General features: G+C 37.9%; 14 protein-coding genes. 4 read left to right on the top strand and 10 right to left on the bottom strand.

Translation table 11 applies throughout. The features are described from left to right. Positions 1–56: 56 nt before the first annotated feature. Both KD050_RS14790 and KD050_RS14785 read right to left on the bottom strand, forming a co-directional pair. On the bottom strand, positions 57–773 hold the full coding sequence (locus tag KD050_RS14790) for an alpha/beta fold hydrolase (RefSeq protein WP_211893103.1): 717 nt from the start codon (positions 771–773) through the stop codon (positions 57–59). A gap of 1414 nt (positions 774–2187) precedes the next feature. Continuing rightward, positions 2188–5397 carry an Ig-like domain-containing protein gene (locus KD050_RS14785; protein ID WP_211893102.1) on the bottom strand — a complete coding sequence of 1070 codons (3210 nt, stop codon included), beginning with the start codon at positions 5395–5397 and terminating at the stop codon, positions 2188–2190. A 343-nt stretch (positions 5398–5740) separates the two neighbouring features. Between KD050_RS14785 and secA2 the strand changes: the two genes are divergently transcribed. Both secA2 and KD050_RS14775 read left to right on the top strand, forming a co-directional pair. Next, complete coding sequence (gene secA2, locus KD050_RS14780; protein WP_211893101.1) at positions 5741–8119, top strand: accessory Sec system translocase SecA2; 2379 nt, start codon at positions 5741–5743, stop codon at positions 8117–8119. Further along, complete coding sequence (locus KD050_RS14775) at positions 8116–9003, top strand: accessory Sec system S-layer assembly protein (RefSeq protein WP_211893100.1); 888 nt, start codon at positions 8116–8118, stop codon at positions 9001–9003. Before secA2 ends, KD050_RS14775 begins: the two co-directional genes overlap by 4 nt. 183 nt (positions 9004–9186) lie before the next feature. Here KD050_RS14775 and KD050_RS14770 read toward each other — a convergent pair whose 3' ends face one another. The 7 genes from KD050_RS14770 to KD050_RS14740 form a co-directional block, all read right to left on the bottom strand. Continuing rightward, positions 9187–9894: a WecB/TagA/CpsF family glycosyltransferase gene (locus tag KD050_RS14770; RefSeq protein ID WP_211893099.1), complete on the bottom strand. Its 708-nt coding sequence runs from the start codon at positions 9892–9894 to the stop codon at positions 9187–9189. After that, on the bottom strand, positions 9891–11198 hold the full coding sequence (locus KD050_RS14765; RefSeq protein WP_211893098.1) for a nucleotide sugar dehydrogenase: 1308 nt from the start codon (positions 11196–11198) through the stop codon (positions 9891–9893). The genes KD050_RS14770 and KD050_RS14765 overlap by 4 nt, the downstream gene beginning before the upstream one ends. 393 nt (positions 11199–11591) lie before the next feature. Continuing rightward, positions 11592–12377, bottom strand: a complete 786-nt coding sequence (locus KD050_RS21545) for a nuclease-related domain-containing protein (protein ID WP_370627234.1) — start codon at positions 12375–12377, stop codon at positions 11592–11594. A gap of 590 nt (positions 12378–12967) precedes the next feature. Beyond that, entirely contained in the window at positions 12968–14656 is a 1689-nt protein-coding gene (locus KD050_RS14755) for an S-layer homology domain-containing protein (RefSeq protein WP_211893096.1), read from the bottom strand. Between the two features lie 318 nt (positions 14657–14974). Then, positions 14975–15703, bottom strand: coding sequence for an amino acid ABC transporter ATP-binding protein (locus KD050_RS14750; RefSeq protein ID WP_211893095.1), 729 nt, complete (start codon positions 15701–15703; stop codon positions 14975–14977). A 21-nt stretch (positions 15704–15724) separates the two neighbouring features. Beyond that, complete coding sequence (locus KD050_RS14745) at positions 15725–16384, bottom strand: amino acid ABC transporter permease (protein WP_211893094.1); 660 nt, start codon at positions 16382–16384, stop codon at positions 15725–15727. A gap of 22 nt (positions 16385–16406) precedes the next feature. Then, a complete protein-coding gene (locus KD050_RS14740; protein WP_211893093.1) occupies positions 16407–17234 on the bottom strand; it encodes a transporter substrate-binding domain-containing protein in 828 nt (275 codons plus the stop codon). A gap of 261 nt (positions 17235–17495) precedes the next feature. On the opposite strand from KD050_RS14740, the gene KD050_RS14735 reads away from it, so the two are divergent. Together KD050_RS14735 and KD050_RS14730 are read left to right on the top strand one after the other, a co-directional pair. Further along, a complete protein-coding gene (locus KD050_RS14735; protein ID WP_235753822.1) occupies positions 17496–18059 on the top strand; it encodes a helix-turn-helix domain-containing protein in 564 nt (187 codons plus the stop codon). Between the two features lie 270 nt (positions 18060–18329). Continuing rightward, complete coding sequence (locus KD050_RS14730; protein WP_211893091.1) at positions 18330–18521, top strand: hypothetical protein; 192 nt, start codon at positions 18330–18332, stop codon at positions 18519–18521. A gap of 13 nt (positions 18522–18534) precedes the next feature. Here the strand turns inward: KD050_RS14730 and KD050_RS14725 are convergent, their stop codons facing one another. Then, positions 18535–19488 carry a nuclease-related domain-containing protein gene (locus tag KD050_RS14725; RefSeq protein WP_211893090.1) on the bottom strand — a complete coding sequence of 318 codons (954 nt, stop codon included), beginning with the start codon at positions 19486–19488 and terminating at the stop codon, positions 18535–18537. Positions 19489–19632 lie beyond the last annotated feature (144 nt).

The raw sequence follows: 19632 nt of genomic DNA, 5'->3' as shown, positions 1-19632 counted from the left end.
AGAACGCAAGTCCTATTCTTCTTCAACTAAAGCACCCGTTAGCTTAATAAGAAAAACTATTCTTTCTCAACTTTTTTTATAAAAGTATCTAAAACCTTTGTATATATTTCTGGCTGTTCCAAATGCACTAGGTGCGAGGCAAAAGGAATGATAGACACATGAACGTCCTCCCTTAATAACGGGTACAAGATAGCCCCTTTGGTTTCACCTTTATTTCCTTCACCAACCATATACAAAACAGGTGAATTAATACCATCCAAATCTTTTGTCTCGTGAAATGGATACCAATGTTCATCTTTCCCCATATATATGAATTGTCTCCAATCAGACCCATGTAAATTATCAAAGTAATTAGCTACATCTTCATTTTGTAATAATTGTGCTTGATATTTTACATCTTCTTTGTGCAATTCAATCCAGTTTTCTGGCTTTTTAGATAAAACTCCAGAAATAGTTAAACTTTTAACTTTATGAGGGAAGTTTTTTGCGAAGCATAATCCAACTAAAGCACCTAATGAAGATCCAACTAGATGAGCAGATTTCACATCTAATTTATTTAACGTTTCTTCTATATCTATTGCAGAATCCTTAAAGAAATTCGAAAGATTATTTTCAATTGATTTACCATGTCCTCTTATATCGGGAAGAATAACTTTAAAGTTGTGCTTAAAATATTCTCTCTGATATTCAAAGTCAGTTAAACCAGTTTGTAAGCCAGTATGGAGAAATACAATTGGTTCCCCCTCCCCAAAAACTTCAGTATGTAATAGCAAATTCATCCCTACTTTTCTAAGTTATATTCGTTTAATAATTCCCTTATATACCTACTTCGGCAGCCTTTTAAAAATACCTTCTTCTTCAACTAAACTGCACCGTTAGTTTAAGTGAACACTTTCACAATCTTATATTTATTTTAACATAAATATCCAGTTCAAAATTATACAGGGAAGCCCATTCTCCACATTCATTAATGACTAATCAACCTGGTCCTTTAACAATGCCTTGTGTTTTATCTATCTTTAATATGGTGTTCCCTAATGACTCGTATACTATCACCAGTGATGATAGTTTCAGGCAGTATTTGACCATATATAATAAAAAACAGAACCATCACACTCTATGATGATTCTGCCTATTAAAATGTGTAACATTCTATTCTTTTTGAGTAAATACTGAGTGTATTGAAAATATGTTGACTTTTAATAAAAAAAACTAGAGAGGTGATTTAACAATCTTTATTATATAGTCTGAATCCAACGACTACTGTCGCACTTAATACGAAATAATCCTAACCTGGTTATTGCACAACCTTGCCTTTATTCTAAGAAGAATGGAGTTGCTTCCTGAGTTACCTATCAACTCAAAATAAACATTCTGAAGGCTCATCCTTTTTATTCACGTATTCCATCTGAAGGCATGATCATAGAGTATCAGTCCACAAGGCATTCTCTCATTCATTATTCCATTTAATAGAATAGTAAATAGTTTTGCCTCACGTGTGCTACTACTCTACTGTCGCAAAAGAACTTTATTTATACGTAGAGATTTGCACAATAATAGTGGTGTAGAGAGTCATTGTAGTGAATGTTCTTATGTTTGGTTTGAATGGCAAAATCGAGCAGTGGAGCGAGAAAAAGAAAAATGGTTGGAATATAATGGGGGAGTAATAAATAAATTGAAAGGCAATGAACAAGTTTTTATACAATAATGAACATTTTCACTTGCATGTTGTTTGTTTTTCTTCCGTTTCGATGACATTATAACAACTGCAACCTTTAAGTTGGTCTCAATAACTCTATTTAATGGTAATCCTATCATAAAAATTAGTCATGATATACCCCAATCCTAAATGAACTCTAAAACTGCCCTGTAGAACATACTCTACAGGGCAATTTTTACTCTACTATTTCTATCAACTTTTACATTTACAATCTATATAACTATCAAATTACATTACAATTACACCACAAAAACTACATTATCCTTACATAATATACAAATCCGTCATATACGTTTACTTCTCTCCTGAAAGGAAATAATAAGAATAGTAGGCAGTACATAAAAACTTCCGAAATCATTACTAAAACAAAAAAAGCCCTGCAGAGATCTCTCTCCACAAGGCTTTCTCTCATTCATGTACTCCATTCAATAGAATAGAATTATTTTAGAACCAATTTCTAAAATATATTATTTGTTAGCTTGAACCCATTTTGCACCATCAAAAGTGAATTTTTGGTTCAATAAAGATTTTTTAGCTTTATCAGCTAAGTTTTTAGTGCTAATTACATCTGCAGTTACAGGAGCATCTGCAGCTGTTTTAAATGCGATTGTGATTGTCTTATTAGTAGCATCATATACTGCAGTATTGATTTTAGCAGCAGTTGCACCATCTAAATAAGCTTTTACATCAGCAGCATCAGCAATAGCTGTGCCAGTTGTTGCATCATGTAATGCTTCACTAGCAGTTAATACTAAAGTAGTTACACTATTAGTAGCTGGAGCAGCAACACCTGCAGCTACAGTTGGAGCAGCATTATCTACTTCAAACTGAATTGCTTCAGAAGTAGTTGATACAACATTTCCAGCTTCATCTTCAAGGAATCTTGGAGCAGGAAGTGCTACTGTCATAACACCAGTTCTGTTTGTAGTAGTACCTGTGAATGTTACAACAAGATCAGTAGAATTCGCTGCAGCAGTAACTTCATAGTCAACACCAGGAATTAGAGTAGTACTTCCACTCTTAATTACAAGATCAGTAGCTTCAGAAGTACCAGTAGTTGCTACAGCATCAAGTTCTTCGTTAAATACAACTTTGAATTGACTTCCGTCAGCAGCTCCTACAACTTCTTTAATTGTTGCGTTAATTGCATCATCAACACGTACACCAGCAACGTTTGCATCAATAGCAATTCCAGATGGAGTTGCAGTTCTAGCGTTAGCTCTAACTTGTACTTCAACATCTTTTACGTTATATGTTGCATTTTCAGCTAATTTAGTTGAATCAGCTAATGTAAGAACAACAACTGATGCATCAGATGATGACAATTCAGCTTTTACTACTGAAAGAGTAGATGGTGAAACTTCATCAGTCTTAACAGCGAAATCAGCTGCATTAATTGTGTTTGAAAGTAAATTTGCATTGAAATCTACTTCGATTTCGTTGTTAGCAGTTGCAGTTACACCAACGATTGAAACAGTACCAGGAGCTTGAACAGCACGATCAACGCTTAGATCCTTGATGTAGTTTCCAGCAGTGTCTTTAACTAACTGAATGCGAAGGTTATCAACATTATCAACATCAACATCCGTTGGGAAAGAAATAATTACGGATTTACCATCTGGAGTAACATTGAAGTTTACGCCTGAAGGTAAAGCTTTCCATGTTCCGTCAACATCATACAAATATTTAGAGCTATCAACAATAGAACCGTCACCACTTACTGCCATAACTTCAGGGAATGTTACAACAAGAGAGTTAGTAGTGCTATTTCTCACAACAGCATCCGCTGCTACTACAGCATTAGTAGTATCTGTTGTAGTTAATTCTTTAGTGTATGGTAATATTACATTTTTCAACGTTGTGTTATCACTTACACCAGAAATAGAAAGTGTGTATTTTTTACCTTCAGCAAGTGGAGTTGTTAAGAAAACTTTTACAACTTTAGTGTCAGCTTGTTGAACTACAGTTTTAAGCTTACTCACTTCTTTACCATCAGCATCCTTAATTACATAGTTAGCTGCTGTTTCTGCTGAAGCTTCGTTTAATACCTTGCTAAACTTAACAGTAAGTTCACTACGAGAAGTCATATCTACGTTTACAACTTCTGGACGAGTTTGGTCAACTACTGGAGTTACTTGGATTTTAGCTCCAGAAGCTAACGAATTACCAGAGTAATCCTTAACTCCACTTACGTATAGGTCAGTAGTATATTGAATTTTGTTGTTAGTAAAATCGAATGCATAAGTATCATCAGCTAAACGAGTAACTGATCCTGCAGTCATTTTAGTGTTACCTTGTAACCAGTGAACATTAGCTGCAAGTACTGTTGCAGGATCAACTGGCTCGCTGAATTTAATTACTACTTCCTCAAACGATGCTTCTTCAACAGAAGAGATTGTAGGAGCAGTTACATCTTCAACTACATTAAATTTAACATCTTGAGATAATGATTTAAATTCATTGAAATCAGTTACGTTTTTAACGTTTACTGTATGTTCTCCATTATCTAATGCAGAGTATAATTTAACAATTACACTATTCCCTGTTACTTCTGTAAAACCAATCACTGTTTTTCCATCTACTTGGAAATTAGATGCATTAGCAGCTTTAACTGGCTCGCTGAAAGTTACTCTTAGAGTCTTATTCCCTAATGAAGTAACGTCAGTTACAGTTGGAAGTGTTGAATCAACAGGTGTAAACTTGTGTTCTTTTGCAGATAAAACTGTAGAACCAGCTTTTACATTGTTAAAAGATAGTTTGTATTCTGCTTGATTAGTAAATGCAGTGTTAGGAGAAGTAGTATCTAAAGTTAATGTAACGCTTTTTTTATCATCAGATAAAGTAGCTGTACTTAGGACTTTTCCATCGATAGAGTAATTATTAACGTCTGCAGCAGTAGCTTTTTCAACAGTACCATCAAAAGTTACTACAACTTCTTTCAGGTTAGTCGCACTTACTGATACAACTTTAGTAGCTGTTTCAGGAGCTACAACTTTATGAGCTGAATCATATGCACGGTTTAAGAATGAAGCCATTTGACCACGTTTAACTGGTGAAGTTGGATTGAATGCAGTAACTTCAGTTACACCGTTTTCAGATAAGATGTTGATGAAGTCTACGAACTCAGCTTGAGCTTTGTCGTTATCAGTAACTTTTGACTCAACTCCAGCAAGATCTTTAAGACCAAATCCGTTAACTAATACTTTTGCCATTTGTTGACGTGTAATTACGTTACCTGGCATTAAGTTGTTGTTGCTTCCAGTGAAAATGCCAGCATCTTTAACGATTAAAGAAGCGTTAAATAATTCAGCATCACCGTGAGTTGCAGGAACATCATTAAATGGTGTTACTTTTTCAACTAATTTGTTAGCAGTGATATACTCTTCGAAAGTTTTGTATTCAGATTGAGAAATTACATATTTCGCAAGAGATTTTGCTACACCTTTACGGTCGATAGTATTTTCAGGTTTGAAAGTTCCATCAGTGTATCCGTCAAATAATCCACGTTCTACAGCTTGCATAATTGCAGCGTAGTGTGTGTGGTTTGCAGCTACATCAGAAAAGTCAGTTGCTGCTGTTTCTGCTGCTAAAGCAGTTGGTACGATTGCTGTTGCTACTAATGTAGCAGACGCTGCACCAGCTAAAAATTTCTTGTATTTCGTTGGTTGGTTAGCCATGGATAATTTCCTCCTCATAGGTAAAAATAAATTTGTAAACTATTAACACGGCAAAATGATAATAGTTTACCAACTACACATTAAAGTATAGATTGGTTATAGAATTCTGTCAATTATTAAATTGGAAACAGTTTCATAATGCATCCAGTTTTATAGCTAATTGTTAGATTCCTCATTTCCATTCTATAGCAATAAAAGATAATTTCAAGTGTTTTTTTGGATTAATATTCCTTTACTCTTTTTTCTACTTCCTAAATAGTTAAGATTAACCAATTTTTAATATTTATCCGAATTATGATATACTTATTGACTGAAGAGTATTCATATAAAAGGAGATTAACAAATGGCTCGCATATGGAAAAAGATTTTCCCCTCAGTAGATGATAAAAAGCTAACTTTATATAAGAAGGAATTACTAGAGATAGATAAATGGGACGAAACATTACGTAGTCTTTCAGATATGGAGTTAGCACACAAAACCACTGAATTTAAAGACAGACTAGTACAAGGTGAAAAACTACAAGCTATTCGCCCTGAAGCTTTTGCCGTTGTTCGTGAAGCAGCCCACCGAGTTCTTGGTATGCGTCACTTTGACGTTCAGCTTATCGGAGGCATGGTCCTTTCTGATGGAAATATTGCTGAAATGCCTACTGGTGAGGGAAAGACATTAGTTGCCTCCCTTCCCTCCTATTACCGCGCATTAGAAGGTAAAGGTGTACACGTCATCACAGTAAATGAATATTTAGCAAAACGTGACCAGGAACAAATAGGTCAGATCCACGAGTTTTTAGGATTAACGGTCGGCATCACGCTGCCTATGATGGAGCCTTCTCAAAAGGCTGCCGCTTATGCTGCTGATATTACATATGGAATAGGCTCTGAATTTGGTTTCGATTTCCTTCGAGATAATATGGCATACAACGCAACCTCTCGTGTACAGCGTCCGTATCATTTTGCTTTAGTAGATGAAGTGGATAGTGTATTAATCGATGAAGCGAAGACACCCCTTATAATCGCTGGGAAAACGGACGTGCATGATCAGCTCAGCACACTATGCGCTAAGCTAGTGAAATCATTTAAGCAAGAGAAGCATTTCCTTTTTGACTTAGAAACGAAAACAGTAAGTTACACAGAAGAAGGGATCGAACAGATTGAACGCTTCTTCTCTATTGATAATTTATATGATTTAGCCCATCAAACGCTTTATCATTATATGATTCAAGCATTGCGTGCACGCATGATGTTCGCCCGTGATGTAGATTATATTGTTAAAGAGGGCAAAGTATTACTAGTAGATATGTTCACAGGCCGTCCAATGGAAGGGCGCAGTCTTTCTAATGGGCTTCACCAAGCGATTGAAGCTAAAGAAGGATTAATCATTACGGAAGAAAACAAAACACAGGCTTCAATTACAATACAAAACTATTTCCGTATGTATCCATTCCTTTCGGGGATGACCGGTACGGCGAAGACAGAAGAAAAAGAGTTCCAAGAATTGTATGCAATGAACGTTATGCAAATACCAACAAATCGACCAATCATTCGAAAAGATTTACCAAACCGTATATACGCGAAAATAGAGGACAAATATAAAGCGGTTGCTTCGAAAGTAAACGAACTCCATGCTACTGGGCAGCCAGTATTAATAGGAACAACTTCTATTATTCAATCGGAAGAGGTTTCGAGCTATTTGAAGCAGGTGGGCATTACGCATGAAGTATTAAATGCGAAAAGTATTGATCAGGAGATTTCGCTTATTTCATTGGCTGGACAAAAAGGTATGGTCACTGTTGCAACGAATATGGCAGGTCGTGGGACGGATATCTCCCTTGGTGAAGGTGTAGCAGAGCTTGGTGGACTTTATGTTATCGGAACAGAGCTACATGAGTCTCGTCGTATTGACAATCAGCTGAAGGGTCGCTCTGGTCGTCAAGGGGATCCAGGTACATCCGAGTTTTTCATCTCGCTGGAGGATGAAATGTTCAAACGTTTTGCTGGAGAAGAGTTAGAAAAACTTGTAGCCAATGTGAAAGCCGGTAAGGACGGTCTTATCGAGAACAAAAAGGCAATGGAATTTGTTACAAGAACGCAGCGAATTTGTGAAGGTGCTAGCTATAGTGTGCGGGAATATAATTTGAAGCTAGACAATGTACTAAATGTTCAGCGTAAAACTATTTATGAGCTTCGTGATCAGTTGATCTTTGGAGAAAATATAGAAGAAACCTTTGTTACTTTTATAAAGGAGTTCCCTGAACATGAGCTTAACTTCTTTTTTGACGAGGAGATTTCTCATACAGACGAAGAGTTTGAAGCACTTCGCCAAGTTTTCTTAGATAAGATGCCGGGTATAGATCTTCCTGCTTGGGATACAAGTTTAACTATTGAAGCAGCGAAAAAACAGGTGAATGCTCAGGTTAGTCTGTATAAAGACACAGTGCTCGAGCTATTAAGCCATGCTACTGAAAAGGAACAGCTTCGGATGTATTTAATCGGTACAGTGGATCAGCATTGGTTAACTCATATGGATTCGATGGACAAGTTAAAAGAAGGTATCGGTATGCGTAGCTATTCCCAGGAGGATCCGATGAGACAATATGAACGAGAAGGTTTAGAATTATTTACTCGTATGATTCACGGCATCGGTAAAGGAGTCGCAACAGAGATTTCTAATTTGATACGTGAGCATGGCGTTACTTTACAAAATGGAGGAGAAGTAGAATGATCCCTTTTTTCAAACGTACTTCTAAGAAACAACAGAAAGAGTCTGCCATCGCTTCGAAAGACTTAATGGATAATGCATCTGAAGCGACGGAAGAAGAAATTCATACGAAACTATACTTCTACGGTGGAAAACCGAAGCAAGTAGAAGATCAATATTATTTTCAATTCCTGCTAAATGAATTACAGCCCTTAAAGCGAAATCAGCTTTCCCTTGCACCGATTGAGTTGAAGATTGACGGAGAAACTGTACATGCACAGTTTTTCTTCCGTCAATCATTAGCAAAAGAAATTAACATGGGTATTACCCCACTGGTTTTGTTTGGTGAGGATGGAAAATTAGTTGCTCGTATAGATGCAGATTTAAGTGAGCTAGGAACAATTCCTGCTGAGAGTGCTATGCCTTGGATTGTTACTTTTGAAAAAGAGCATTTAGTTGTTCCGGCTGACCAAATCTTGAAGGAAAACTGGTCCATTGCATTTGAGCAAAAGCTTCCACACCGTTTAGACTTAGACGAAAATTGGGAGAAGTCCTTAGCTACTGCGAATAAGGATCAATTAAGAAAAATTGTAGAGGATTTAACCCCACCAAAGAAAAATGAAGTCAATTTCATGGGCTTGCAGCAAAGCTTGCAAGAGGATGGAAGTTTGAGCGTAACTGTATTAATAAGAAGTGGTCATGAAAAGGATATTACTATTAGTCAGCTCCCCCTTGAGGTCATGGATACAACAAAAGAAACTGTGGCAAAGGGTGCATTTACTCTTCCCCCACTTACTGTTCAAGCTAATACAAGTAAGCCGTGGACATTCGTCTTCCCAAAAGAAATGGTGCTAAAAGACCAGCCCGATTTCACTAGCTGGTCCGTAAAAGTAATCGAGCACAATTGAATAACACAAAAAAGCCTAAGTAGAAATTCTACTTAGGCTTTTTTGCGTGGGCAACCAACCGACTTTTTTAATAATTTATATATTCTGAGGAAACGATCCTTACAATTTCATGCTACCATCTTTTGTTTAAAACTTCAATAGATAAACAAGTGTCAAGTAGTAAATATTTGAAATTTTTTTTAATTACTTTTTTAAAGTTTCTATTAAGAACTTTGGTAGGACTAGCTGTCTTTTTAAGCGGCTTGGTTCTTTTGCAAGACGATAAAACCACTCAAGCCCTGTCTTTTGGAAAAACCCTGGTGCACGTTTTACATTCCCAGCTAATACGTCAAATGAACCACCCACACCTTGGTAAAGGGATGGATAAAGTTTGTCCCGATTTGCTTCGATCCATTCTTCCTGGCGAGGTGATCCCATTGCAACGAATAGAATATCTGGTTTTGCGTCGTTTATCTTTTGAATGACTTTTTCGTTATCTTTTTCGTAGCCATCCTGTGTACCAGCAATTTGAAGCGAAGCATATGTAAATTTAAGTGCTTCGGCTGCGCTTTCCGCTACACCCGGCTTTGCTCCGTATAAAAATATGGACTTCCCAGTTCTTGCTGCTTCTCTTACGATACGATCCATCATATCTATACCCGTAACACGAGATTTGATATTTCCTTTGTTAAGCTTCGAAGCAAGGATGACTCCTATCCCGTCTGGAATTTGAAATTCCGCACGGTTTAGGAGGTCTTTTAAGGATTGATCTTCTTTTGCCTTCATAAGCTTTTCAGGGTTTATCGCAACTACGAGTGATTTTTCTTTACTGTCGATACGTTTGAACAGTTTTTTTATGAGTTCATCGTAATTATCGGTGTCGACTTTTACACCAAGTATCATTTCCTTCATTGGTTCTGATGCTCCAATTGACTTTGGCTTTTATTTTTCGCATCACCAAGCGTGTAAAAAGCAAACCCCGCTTGTTCCCACGTTTGACGAAGTAGGCAGTTTTTCGTATCTAGTACTACTGCAGTTTCTACGTTTTCACGGATAGAAGCTGGCTGTAATGCTTTGAATTCGTTATGGTCTGTCAGTACAAGTACAACATCTGCTCCAGCAGTTGCTTCATCTAGTGATTGTGTTTGTGTTGGATGCGTATTTGTTTTAATATGCGGATCGTATGACACTACTTCTAATCCTAGGTCTTGCAATTCTTGAATTACGTCTGTTGAAGGACTTTCACGCATATCATCTACGTTCCCTTTGAAGGCTAATCCAAGTACAGCAACTTTACCAGTTGTTTTGTTGGCTACTTCTTGTAGGATTTGTTTTGTCTTTTTCGCCGTATATCCTGGCATGCCATCATTCGTGTTACGAGCAAGCTCGATGATTTTTGCTTCCGAGCTAAGTTCAACTAGGAACCACGGGTCTACTGCGATACAGTGCCCCCCTACTCCAGGACCTGGATAATGGATATTCACACGCGGGTGGAAGTTTGCAAATTTAATAGCTTCCCAAATGTTCACATCTAGCGTTTCTGCAATTTTTGCTAGTTCGTTTGCAAATGCAATATTCACGTCACGGTATGTGTTTTCCATTACTTTTACTAGTTCTGCTGTTGTAGCGTCTGTAATATGGATTGTCCCTTTTACGAACGTTTCATAAAGCTCTTTCGTCATTTGGGCAGATTCATCATTTATCCCACCAACAATACGGTCATTGTTCGTCAGTTCCTCGAAGATACGACCAGGAATAACGCGCTCTGGTGAATGGGATACGAATAGCTCTACACCAATTTTCAGACCTGATTTTATAAGTTCCGGTAGCATAATGTTTTCAACCGTTTTTGGTGGCACGGTAGATTCTAGAACAACAAGGTTTCCTTCTTTTAAATAAGGAACAACTGATGCTGTTGCTTGACGTACATATTCTAAGTTTGCTGTTTTATCACGGTTAATCGGAGAAGGTACGGCAATGATGAATACGTCCGCTTCTTCCGGTTTAGTGGAAACTGTTAGTAGTTTTTCATCTATCGCTTTATCTAAACGCTCTTGTAGGCCGTCTTCTTCTATATGAAGTTGTTTGTTTTGGATCATTTCTACTGCTTTTTCATTTACGTCTACGCCATGTACGCGGACTCCGTGGTTAGCGAATGTTACTGCGGTTGGAAGTCCGATATAACCTAAGCCGACCACACATATTTTTTTTTGCATGTTGGGTACTTCCTTTCTTTTTTTACCTTGCAATATTATAGCATATTTTATGGAAATGGGCGATTTTTGATGTGTTTGGGTTGCGGTTGGGTGGTTTTGGTTGGGTATGTGGTGGTTGGTTCTAGTTATGTGGTGGCTATAGCAGTTTATGTGGTGGTTGGATTGATATGTGGTGGTTTAGCTTAGTTGTGTGGTAGTTGGCTCTAGTTATGTGGTGGTTATAGAAGTTTATGTGGTGGTTGGATGAATAGGTGGTAGTTTGGGTTGGGTATGTGGTAGTTGGCTCTAGTTATGTGGTGCTTGTGGTTGGTTATGTGGTAGTTGGATTGAGTTATGCGGCGGATGCCAATTTGGAATATAAAAGGAAGCCATTTTGAGAATCGGCTTCCTTTTTTAGTGCAGTATATTGTATTTGGTGGTTTTTTTGTATCCACTTTTTCCTACATTCATTTTCTTGAGGCTGTTGTAAATAGTGTATCTTGAATTTATTTCTAAATAATGCATGCAATCTTTCACTGAAAGGTCTTGTTTTATTAATAAAAAAAGGTCTTCTATGTTTGATGGTATGGGATTTCTCTCCGTTGTTAAGCACGTTTTGCAGTGCCAGGTTTGGAGTGATTTTCTATGGAGTTTGGAATTGCAGTTTTTGCAAAGGACTCCCTTTTTGAGAATTTCAGGATTTATATTCATACGATTGCAAAGTGAATCAGGTGTGAAGTTATTGTTCATCTTCGTGAGTTGTTTGGCTATTCGGTTAAACTGATGGTTGGTCAGTATTGGTGGTTGAGTGTTTAGTTTTTGGATGAATAACGGTATTTGTTTAGCGAAGAAAATATGGTGGTTTTTTGGTGCATCTTCGATGATTGTGTTTTGGGATGGAAACACAAGTGCTTGTATAATGGGCAGTTCGATGCTTGGAAATAGTGTTTTAATACCATCGCAGTTTCGGTCTAGTTGGGTTAGTGGACAAGCATATGATTTTTCTTCTATGTTGTCTATTATTCGGACTAGTTGGTTTGGATCTTTTTTAAATCGTAGGGTACCCGTGATGTTTTTTATTTCGATTATTAACATGTAGGATTTGGTGAGTATTAGTGTGTCTATTTGGATGTGTCGTTTGGAGTGTAATCGGGTGTGTAAATCTGGGATGATGAGTAGTTGGTGTTGCGGAAATAGCACTTCTTCGATGAATCGATCGGTTCGTACTTCTCCAAAGTGGCCAGCGCTTATTTGGTCTAGTTTTTCTAGGATAGCTGGGTATTTTTCATGATGCGTTGGCAAGCGGGCTTTTAATCTTGTTAGTGCGTGGTAGTTTTGAGGTAATGGTCTGATAATTTCTATGAGTAGTGCCCCTTTCTATTGAATTGGTTATAGGATAACAGATATTGGATGGTGACGCAATTGGTGTTGGGTGTTGGGGCGGGGGGTTGCATGTTTATGTGGTGGTCGGGATGAGTTATGAGGTGGATATGGACGTTTATGTGGTAGATAGGATTGGATATGTGATGAATTGTTAGAATTATGTGGTGGTTGCATGTTTATGTGGTGGTTGGGATGAGTTATGTGGTGGTTATGGAAGTTTATGTGGTGATTGAAGGGTTTTGTGGTGGTTATAAAAGTCTGTGCGGTAGTTAGAGATGGATATGTGGTAGTGGCTGGTTTATTTAGGGGTTATGGAAGGTTATGTGGTAGTTAGCAGGAGTTATGTGTGGGTTTTATTAAAAAAATCCATTGACCTTTGGGGTTGGTCAATGGATTGGGGGTGTGTTTTATTTTACTAAGTTGTTGTCTACAGTTGCTTCTTTACCGTTTTTGTATTTAACAGAGAATGTCACTTTTGTTGGTTCGCCAGTGAATTCACCTTCTGTTTTCCAGAAACCGTCTGTTACGTAGTTAAATGCTGGGTCGAATGGCATTGAAATTTGTGTTGCTGTTGGGTAGTCAGTTACAAATTTTTCTGTCATTGTACCTTTTGCTAAAGCTTTTCCGTCTTTATCGAACCACTCAGCAGTTAGAGTTTCAATGTCGCTAACTTTTTTGTTTTCAGTTAAAGCTGCACCAGCTGAATAGCTTGTTTCAGAAGTTTTAGAGAAATCTTGTGCTTCAATGTTACCAGAAACTGTTCTAGTATTTTCTACAGTAACTTCTTTCCCGTTTTTGTATTTAACCGAGAATTCTACTTTAGCAGGTTCTCCAGTGAATTTACCTACTACATTCCAGTATCCGTCACCAATATAAGCAAAGTTAGCATCGAATGGCATTGAAATTTCAGTTGCCATTGGGTACTCTTTAGCAAGTTTATCTGTCAAAGTTCCCTCACCTATAACATTACCAGCTAAGTCAAACCATTTAACTTTTAGTGTGTCGATATCACTTACTGTTTTGAATTCAGTTAGTCCTGCTCCAGCGGAATATCTGTCTCCACTAACTAAACCGAAATCTTGAACAACGATGTTACCAGATAAATCTCTTGTATTTTCAGCTGTTTCTACATCACCATTTTTAAATGTTACAGTGAATTTCACTTTAGTTGGTTCTCCAGTGAAATTACCTGCTACTGTCCAGTAACCATCCGTTACATAGTTAAAGTTAGCATCAAATGGCATAGAAAGTTGGTTAGCTGTTGGGAAATCAGTTGCAAATTTCTTGTTCAATGTTCCTTTACCAAGTACAGCTCCTGCTTGGTCAAACCATTCTACAGTTAATGATGCTACGTCACTAGCATTTTTCCCCTCCGTTAGGCCTGCACCAGCTGTGAAAGTAGTTTTAGTAAGTTGTCCAAAGTCTTCAGCCGCAATATTACCAATTTCTTTTTCACTTCTGAAGATGAACGAAGCCATTTGTCCACGTGTTACGTTTGAATATGGGCTAAATGTTGTTGCAGTAGTACCAGTTGTGATTTCGTTTGAATAAAGTGTTTGAACATATCCTGCAAACTCTTGATCTTTTGTTATATCAGTAAATGGATTTTCTGCTAGAGTCTGTTGATCAAAATCAAATCCCAAAGTAATCATTTTAGACATTTGTGCTCTTGTAAGCGTGTTGTTTGGACCAAAAGTGTTGTCTTTATATCCTTTGATAACCCCTGCTTCCACAAGTGCTGCGATGTGGACATAGTATGGGTGATCCTTATCGATGTCTGTAAAACCAGGATCTTTAACCTTGTCAATATCTAGGTCTAGATCAAGTGCCAAAGCCATGATTTTAGCAGCGTGCATACGATTAATGCTTTGGTACGGCTTGAATGTCCCATCTTCGTACCCAGTGATGATACCGCGAGAAGCTAAATCAGTAACTGGTTCGTAAAGATGGTTTGTCGGTGTATTTTTTACATCCGAAAAAGTTGGTACTTTCACTTCTTCAGCTTGTGCTGCGTTTGGTGACGCTGCTGCTACTAGTACGCTAGTAGATAGTGCAGTTGCTAATGCAACTTTGAACATTTTTTGATACTTGCTCATTATGTATTACCCCCGAATATTTTAGCTCGTTAAAGCTTTCTGCGTTCAATTGATATTAGCATGATTTATTCGTTTTGAATCTATGTAATATGTGGATATTTTACCAATCAGTAAGAATATGTTAATTGGCAGAGGGTTTATAAGACGGCCAAATGGATAGATGTGGGGCTTGAGGAGGTTTATATGGTAGATGGAGCTAACTTATATAGCGTTTTTGGTTGTTTATATGGTGGATATGACTAGTTATGTGATGTTTGATTGGATTTATGTGGTAGATATGGGTGGGCTGATTGATCACAAAAAAACCACTAGATTGCTCTAGTGGTTTAGTACTTTGGATAGGAAGTCTTGGGCACGCTGGGTGTCTGGGTTGGTAAAGAATTTGGATGGAGCGGCGCGCTCGACTATTTTACCTTCTGCCATGAAGACGATTTCGTCGCAAATTTCTTTGGCGAAGCCCATTTCGTGTGTTACGACGACCATGGTCATGCCGTCTTTTGCTAATTTTCGAATTGCATCGAGCACTTCGGTTACCATTTCTGGGTCGAGTGCGGATGTTGGTTCGTCAAATAGCATGACTTGTGGATCCATTGCTAATGCTCGTGCGATGGCTACACGTTGCTGTTGGCCACCGGAAAGTCTGTTTGGATAGGCACCGAATTTGTCTGCAAGGCCAAGGGAAGTTAGTAGTTCTTTTCCTCTTTTTTCAGCCTCTTCTTTGCTTAGTCCTTTTACTTTCATTGGTGCCATTGTTACGTTTTCTAAAGCGGTTAGGAACGGAAATAGGTTGAAGCTTTGGAATACGAAGCCGATGTTAGTGCGGGCTTCATTGATGTCCGTATTTTTGTCGTGGATGGAGATGCCATCCACTACTATTTCGCCAGTGTCTATCGGTTCTAATGCATTGATGGTGCGGATGAGGGTGGATTTCCCTGCTCCACTTGGTCCAATCAGTGCGACAACATTCGATTTAGGTACTTCGAGCGAAACGTCGGTTAAGACGTGGTGGGCACCGAAGCTTTTATTGACATTTTTAATAGTGATCATTTGGGTACACCCTCCTTAACGTTATGCTTCGCTTTTCAGTAATCGTTTTTCAAAGTATCGAATGATTAGTGATAGGCTGAATGTCATGATGAAATAGATTAGTGCAACGAATGTATATATTTCTATGGAAGCAAACGATGTTGCCACTAGGTTTTTAGCATTCAATGTTAAGTCGGTTGCAGCTATAATCGAAACGAGTGACGAATCTTTTATCAGCATAATAAATTGTGATGCAAGCGGTGGTAATACTCTTCTAAACGCTTGCGGTAAAATGATATGTGTCATCGCTTTTGTATGAGACATACCTAGTGAGCGTGCTGCTTCCATCTGCCCTTTTGGTACTCCTTGTATTCCAGAGCGAACAATTTCTGCGATAAATGCAGCGGAGAATAAGGCAAGCCCAATAATGGCACTCCAATAAGAACCTAACCTAACAAATTGTCCAAGTACAAAGAATATCCATAATAAAAGAACTAGAAGTGGTACGCCACGCATTATTTCTATATAAGCAGATGAAATGCTATAAATAATTTTGTTTTTGGATATACGTCCAAGTCCAAAGAGGATACCAATTGGAATCGCTATAAGAATTGCGATTGCCGATATTTCTAGTGTTTTAAGTGCTCCTTCGATGAAGACGTCCATGTTTCTTGGTATGACACTCCAGTCGTAGATGTACATAGCTGATTCCCCCTAGAGTGTTTTATTCGTCTACAACTTCATTTAACCAGTCGGAAGTTTCAAACCATTTTGTGCGTGATGCAAGTTCTGCAGGGCTTCCAAGGTAGCTGTTTAAGAATGAGTTCACCCATTGAATTGTGTCGATGTCATTTTTCTGAAGAGCAATTCCAAGATTTTCTGTAGAAATTAATTCTTCAATTTGTTTTACAGAATCCCCATTTTTCAATTTCCAAACTGCGATTGCTGGTTCGTCGTATACTACTGCGTCCGCTTCCCCTTGCGCCATAGCTGCTGCCGCGGTTGGAAATTCTTCAAAGTCTAAAATTTCTGCGTTTTCAAATACATCTTTTGCAAGTAGTGCACCAGTTGTCCCGATACCTACAGCAATTTTCTTACCTTTTACATCAAGATCTTGCCAAGTTTTTGTTGCCGTGTCTGTTCCAGGTACCATTACAGCTTGGCCTGTTTGGAAGTAAGGGTCTGAGAAACTCACCGCTAATGCGCGGTCACCACGGATTGTCATACCAGCGAAAACCATATCTACTTCTCCGGTTCTAAGTGCTGGAATCAATCCATCAAAAGTGAATTGCTTAAATTCTACTTTGATATCTTTTCCTAGTGCTGCAGCAAGTGCGTTTGCAGTGTCTACATCATAGCCTACGAAATCGCCATTTGGATCTTTCATATCAAATGGGAAATATCCTGGAGACATCCCGATAACTAGTTTTTTCTCTTTTAATACTTTTTGAACTGTTGAGTTTTCTGTCGATACACCTCCGCCAGAATCATTACTACAACCTGCGATGATTAAAACGGTAATCATAAGTACAGCTGCTAACCATTTCTTCATAACTTTTTTACCCCCCGGTTTTTTATTTATTCAGTTCCCCTTATGAAACTAGTGAATTATTAGTAGTATAAATTATTATTATTCACGTGTCTACATAAAAATAATTAGTTATAATATTTTTATTATTGATTCTACTTGAAAAAAAGTGCAAAATAGATTGTATATAGTTGTAGTCTATGTAATAAAGTATGAAGTTAGTATTTATTAGTTTAGGAACACAATGTTTTATTATTCTGCATAATGTATTTTTATCCATAAGGGGTGTTTGTATTGGTCTTTCCTAAAAGTGAGGTTGGTAAGCGAATTAGGTATTTACGTCGATTTCAAGGATTGACGTCAGAAGAGCTGGCGAAAAAAGCTAGTGTGAGCCAGAGTATGATTTCTCAAATTGAGCGTGGACAAGTATCCCCCTCCTTAGAGACGTTGTGGAAATTAAGCCACAGCTTAAAGGTTCCTGTGTTTTCATTCTTTGAGTCAGAGGAGAATAATGCAGTAACTCTGACCCGCAAAGGTGAGGGTAATCTGATAAAACGAGTGCGACCTAATGTCGGATATGAACTTTTATCACCAAGTTCAGGCAAACAGATGAGCTTTTTTAAGATGATCGTGTCGCCAGGCGACGGCACCGATGATCCGCTTATGTTCCACGGCGGCGAGGAGTGCGGTCTGATGCTGGTTGGTAGTTTGCGGATTGAAATTGAGGGTGAGGTTTACGTTATCGATGAAGGTGATAGTATTTACTTTGATAGCTCGCTGCCGCATCGGTTTATGAATGATGGGGATGCGGATGCAGTCGCTATTTGGACGATGACGCATGATTTTTAGGTTTTGAGAGTCTTTCGCGAGAGTGGAGGGCTTTTTTTGTTGGGGATGTTTGTTGTTGTCTCTCGTGAATGGTTTGCTTGCTAAAGGATTGGGGTTACTTGCTCTCGAGGTGGATTTACTTGCGGAGTTGGGGCGGGTACTTACTCTCAGTCATATGTTACTTTCGGTTGGAGGTGGTTTACTTGCGGAACGGGATTATTTGGAAGCTTCAAGGTTGTTGGCTTTTCGCAAGGGCGAAAAACTTCCTTTTGGGATTTACTTGCGGAGTGATTGGAGTTACTTGCTCTCGAGGTGAATTTACTTGCGGAGTCGGGTTGGGTACTTGCTCTCGGTCATATGTTACTTGCGGTTGGAGGCGGTTTACTTGCGGAACGGGATTATTTGGAAGCTTCAAGGTTGTTAGCTTTTTGGGATTTACTTGCGGAGTTTGATTTTATTGCATATGAAAAGATCTTCTTGTAAGTATAGAAGATCTTTATTTTATAAATTCCATTTTATATTTAGCATCTTTGTATTTACCAGTTTTGATCAGGTTTGCATTTTTTAGTATTCTGTTTGCCTCGTACATATTATTTAGATTTAAAAATTTGCGACACTCTGTATTGGAAATGGAGTCTTTGTATATGAGAAAATATTCTTTTATGGTCTTTGTATGTGCATTAGTGCTGATATTTCTGCATCTAGGACATATCCAGTGACGGGTAACTTTTTTCATTCCAACAAGGTTACAAGTAGTACATTCTACTCCATTGATAATGTCATCTGGATTAATTGCAAAGTGTAGTGTTAATGGGAATGGTTTGTAATTGGTAGTTTTATTTAAAATAAAATCTTTGAGGCTGTTAAGTACTTCTAAAGAAAGTGGAGGATCATGCGTTTTCAATTTTCTCAAATAGGATCTGATTTCATTACGGAATAGTACGGTTGTTTCACTTGGAGGGGTTTTTATATAGCTGCTAGTAAAGGGAAAAACAACTGCACCGTAAATAGGTATCGAAAATCCAGCGGCCTTAAATATCACATTCAACTGATATATATACTCTTGTAGTTGAATCTCAGGACTGTCGAACGAGTTTCTTACTCCAGTTGATAGTGTTCGGCTCAGCTGATATGGATGAGATTTAAATTCAATTTCCCCCTGGATGTTCTTAACTTCGAGTATCACAGCATAGTGCTGTGTAATTATTAGGACATCCATTTGAAATAGTGACTCGCCATATAGTGAAATGTTGTGGAAGGCAAAGAATTTGTATGGAAGTTTAACTTTTTGAAGAAAACTCATAACTGCTTCTTCCCCTATGTCTCCCGCAATATTACGATTCAGGTCTTCTCGGAGAGGGATATATTTGGGGTGGTTTTTCTTCAGTCGTTTGTTTAACGAGATAAGTGCTTCCATATATAGAGTTTGTGCAAATGGTTTTACTATCATTTTATCACCTCGAGGATAGATTAGCATATTTAGTTGCAGTCTACTATAGCTACAATAAAAATTGCATTTCAATGGGAGTTTTAGGGTGAGAATAGAGTTTTCTTTAAGAAATGAGATTAAGAATTGAATTGTTTCTCATATCGC

The organism is Psychrobacillus sp. INOP01 (assembly GCF_018140925.1).
GTDB lineage: Bacteria > Bacillota > Bacilli > Bacillales_A > Planococcaceae > Psychrobacillus.
The sequence above is the reverse complement of the archived record's forward strand: the minus strand, read 5'-3'. Positions and strand labels throughout refer to the sequence as shown.

What these genes read in the sequence shown, in the direction of transcription:
- KD050_RS14765 (WP_211893098.1), bottom strand. Translation starts at nt 11,198, where the DNA reads ATGCAAAAAAAAATATGTGTGGTCGGCTTAGGTTATATCGGACTTCCA.
- KD050_RS14775 (WP_211893100.1), top strand. Translation starts at nt 8,116, where the DNA reads ATGATCCCTTTTTTCAAACGTACTTCTAAGAAACAACAGAAAGAGTCT.
- KD050_RS14785 (WP_211893102.1), bottom strand. Translation starts at nt 5,397, where the DNA reads ATGGCTAACCAACCAACGAAATACAAGAAATTTTTAGCTGGTGCAGCG.
- KD050_RS14745 (WP_211893094.1), bottom strand. Translation starts at nt 16,384, where the DNA reads ATGTACATCTACGACTGGAGTGTCATACCAAGAAACATGGACGTCTTC.
- KD050_RS14755 (WP_211893096.1), bottom strand. Translation starts at nt 14,656, where the DNA reads ATGAGCAAGTATCAAAAAATGTTCAAAGTTGCATTAGCAACTGCACTA.
- KD050_RS14750 (WP_211893095.1), bottom strand. Translation starts at nt 15,703, where the DNA reads ATGATCACTATTAAAAATGTCAATAAAAGCTTCGGTGCCCACCACGTC.
- secA2 (WP_211893101.1), top strand. Translation starts at nt 5,741, where the DNA reads ATGGCTCGCATATGGAAAAAGATTTTCCCCTCAGTAGATGATAAAAAG.
- KD050_RS14740 (WP_211893093.1), bottom strand. Translation starts at nt 17,234, where the DNA reads ATGAAGAAATGGTTAGCAGCTGTACTTATGATTACCGTTTTAATCATC.
- KD050_RS14770 (WP_211893099.1), bottom strand. Translation starts at nt 9,894, where the DNA reads ATGAAGGAAATGATACTTGGTGTAAAAGTCGACACCGATAATTACGAT.
- KD050_RS14725 (WP_211893090.1), bottom strand. Translation starts at nt 19,488, where the DNA reads ATGATAGTAAAACCATTTGCACAAACTCTATATATGGAAGCACTTATC.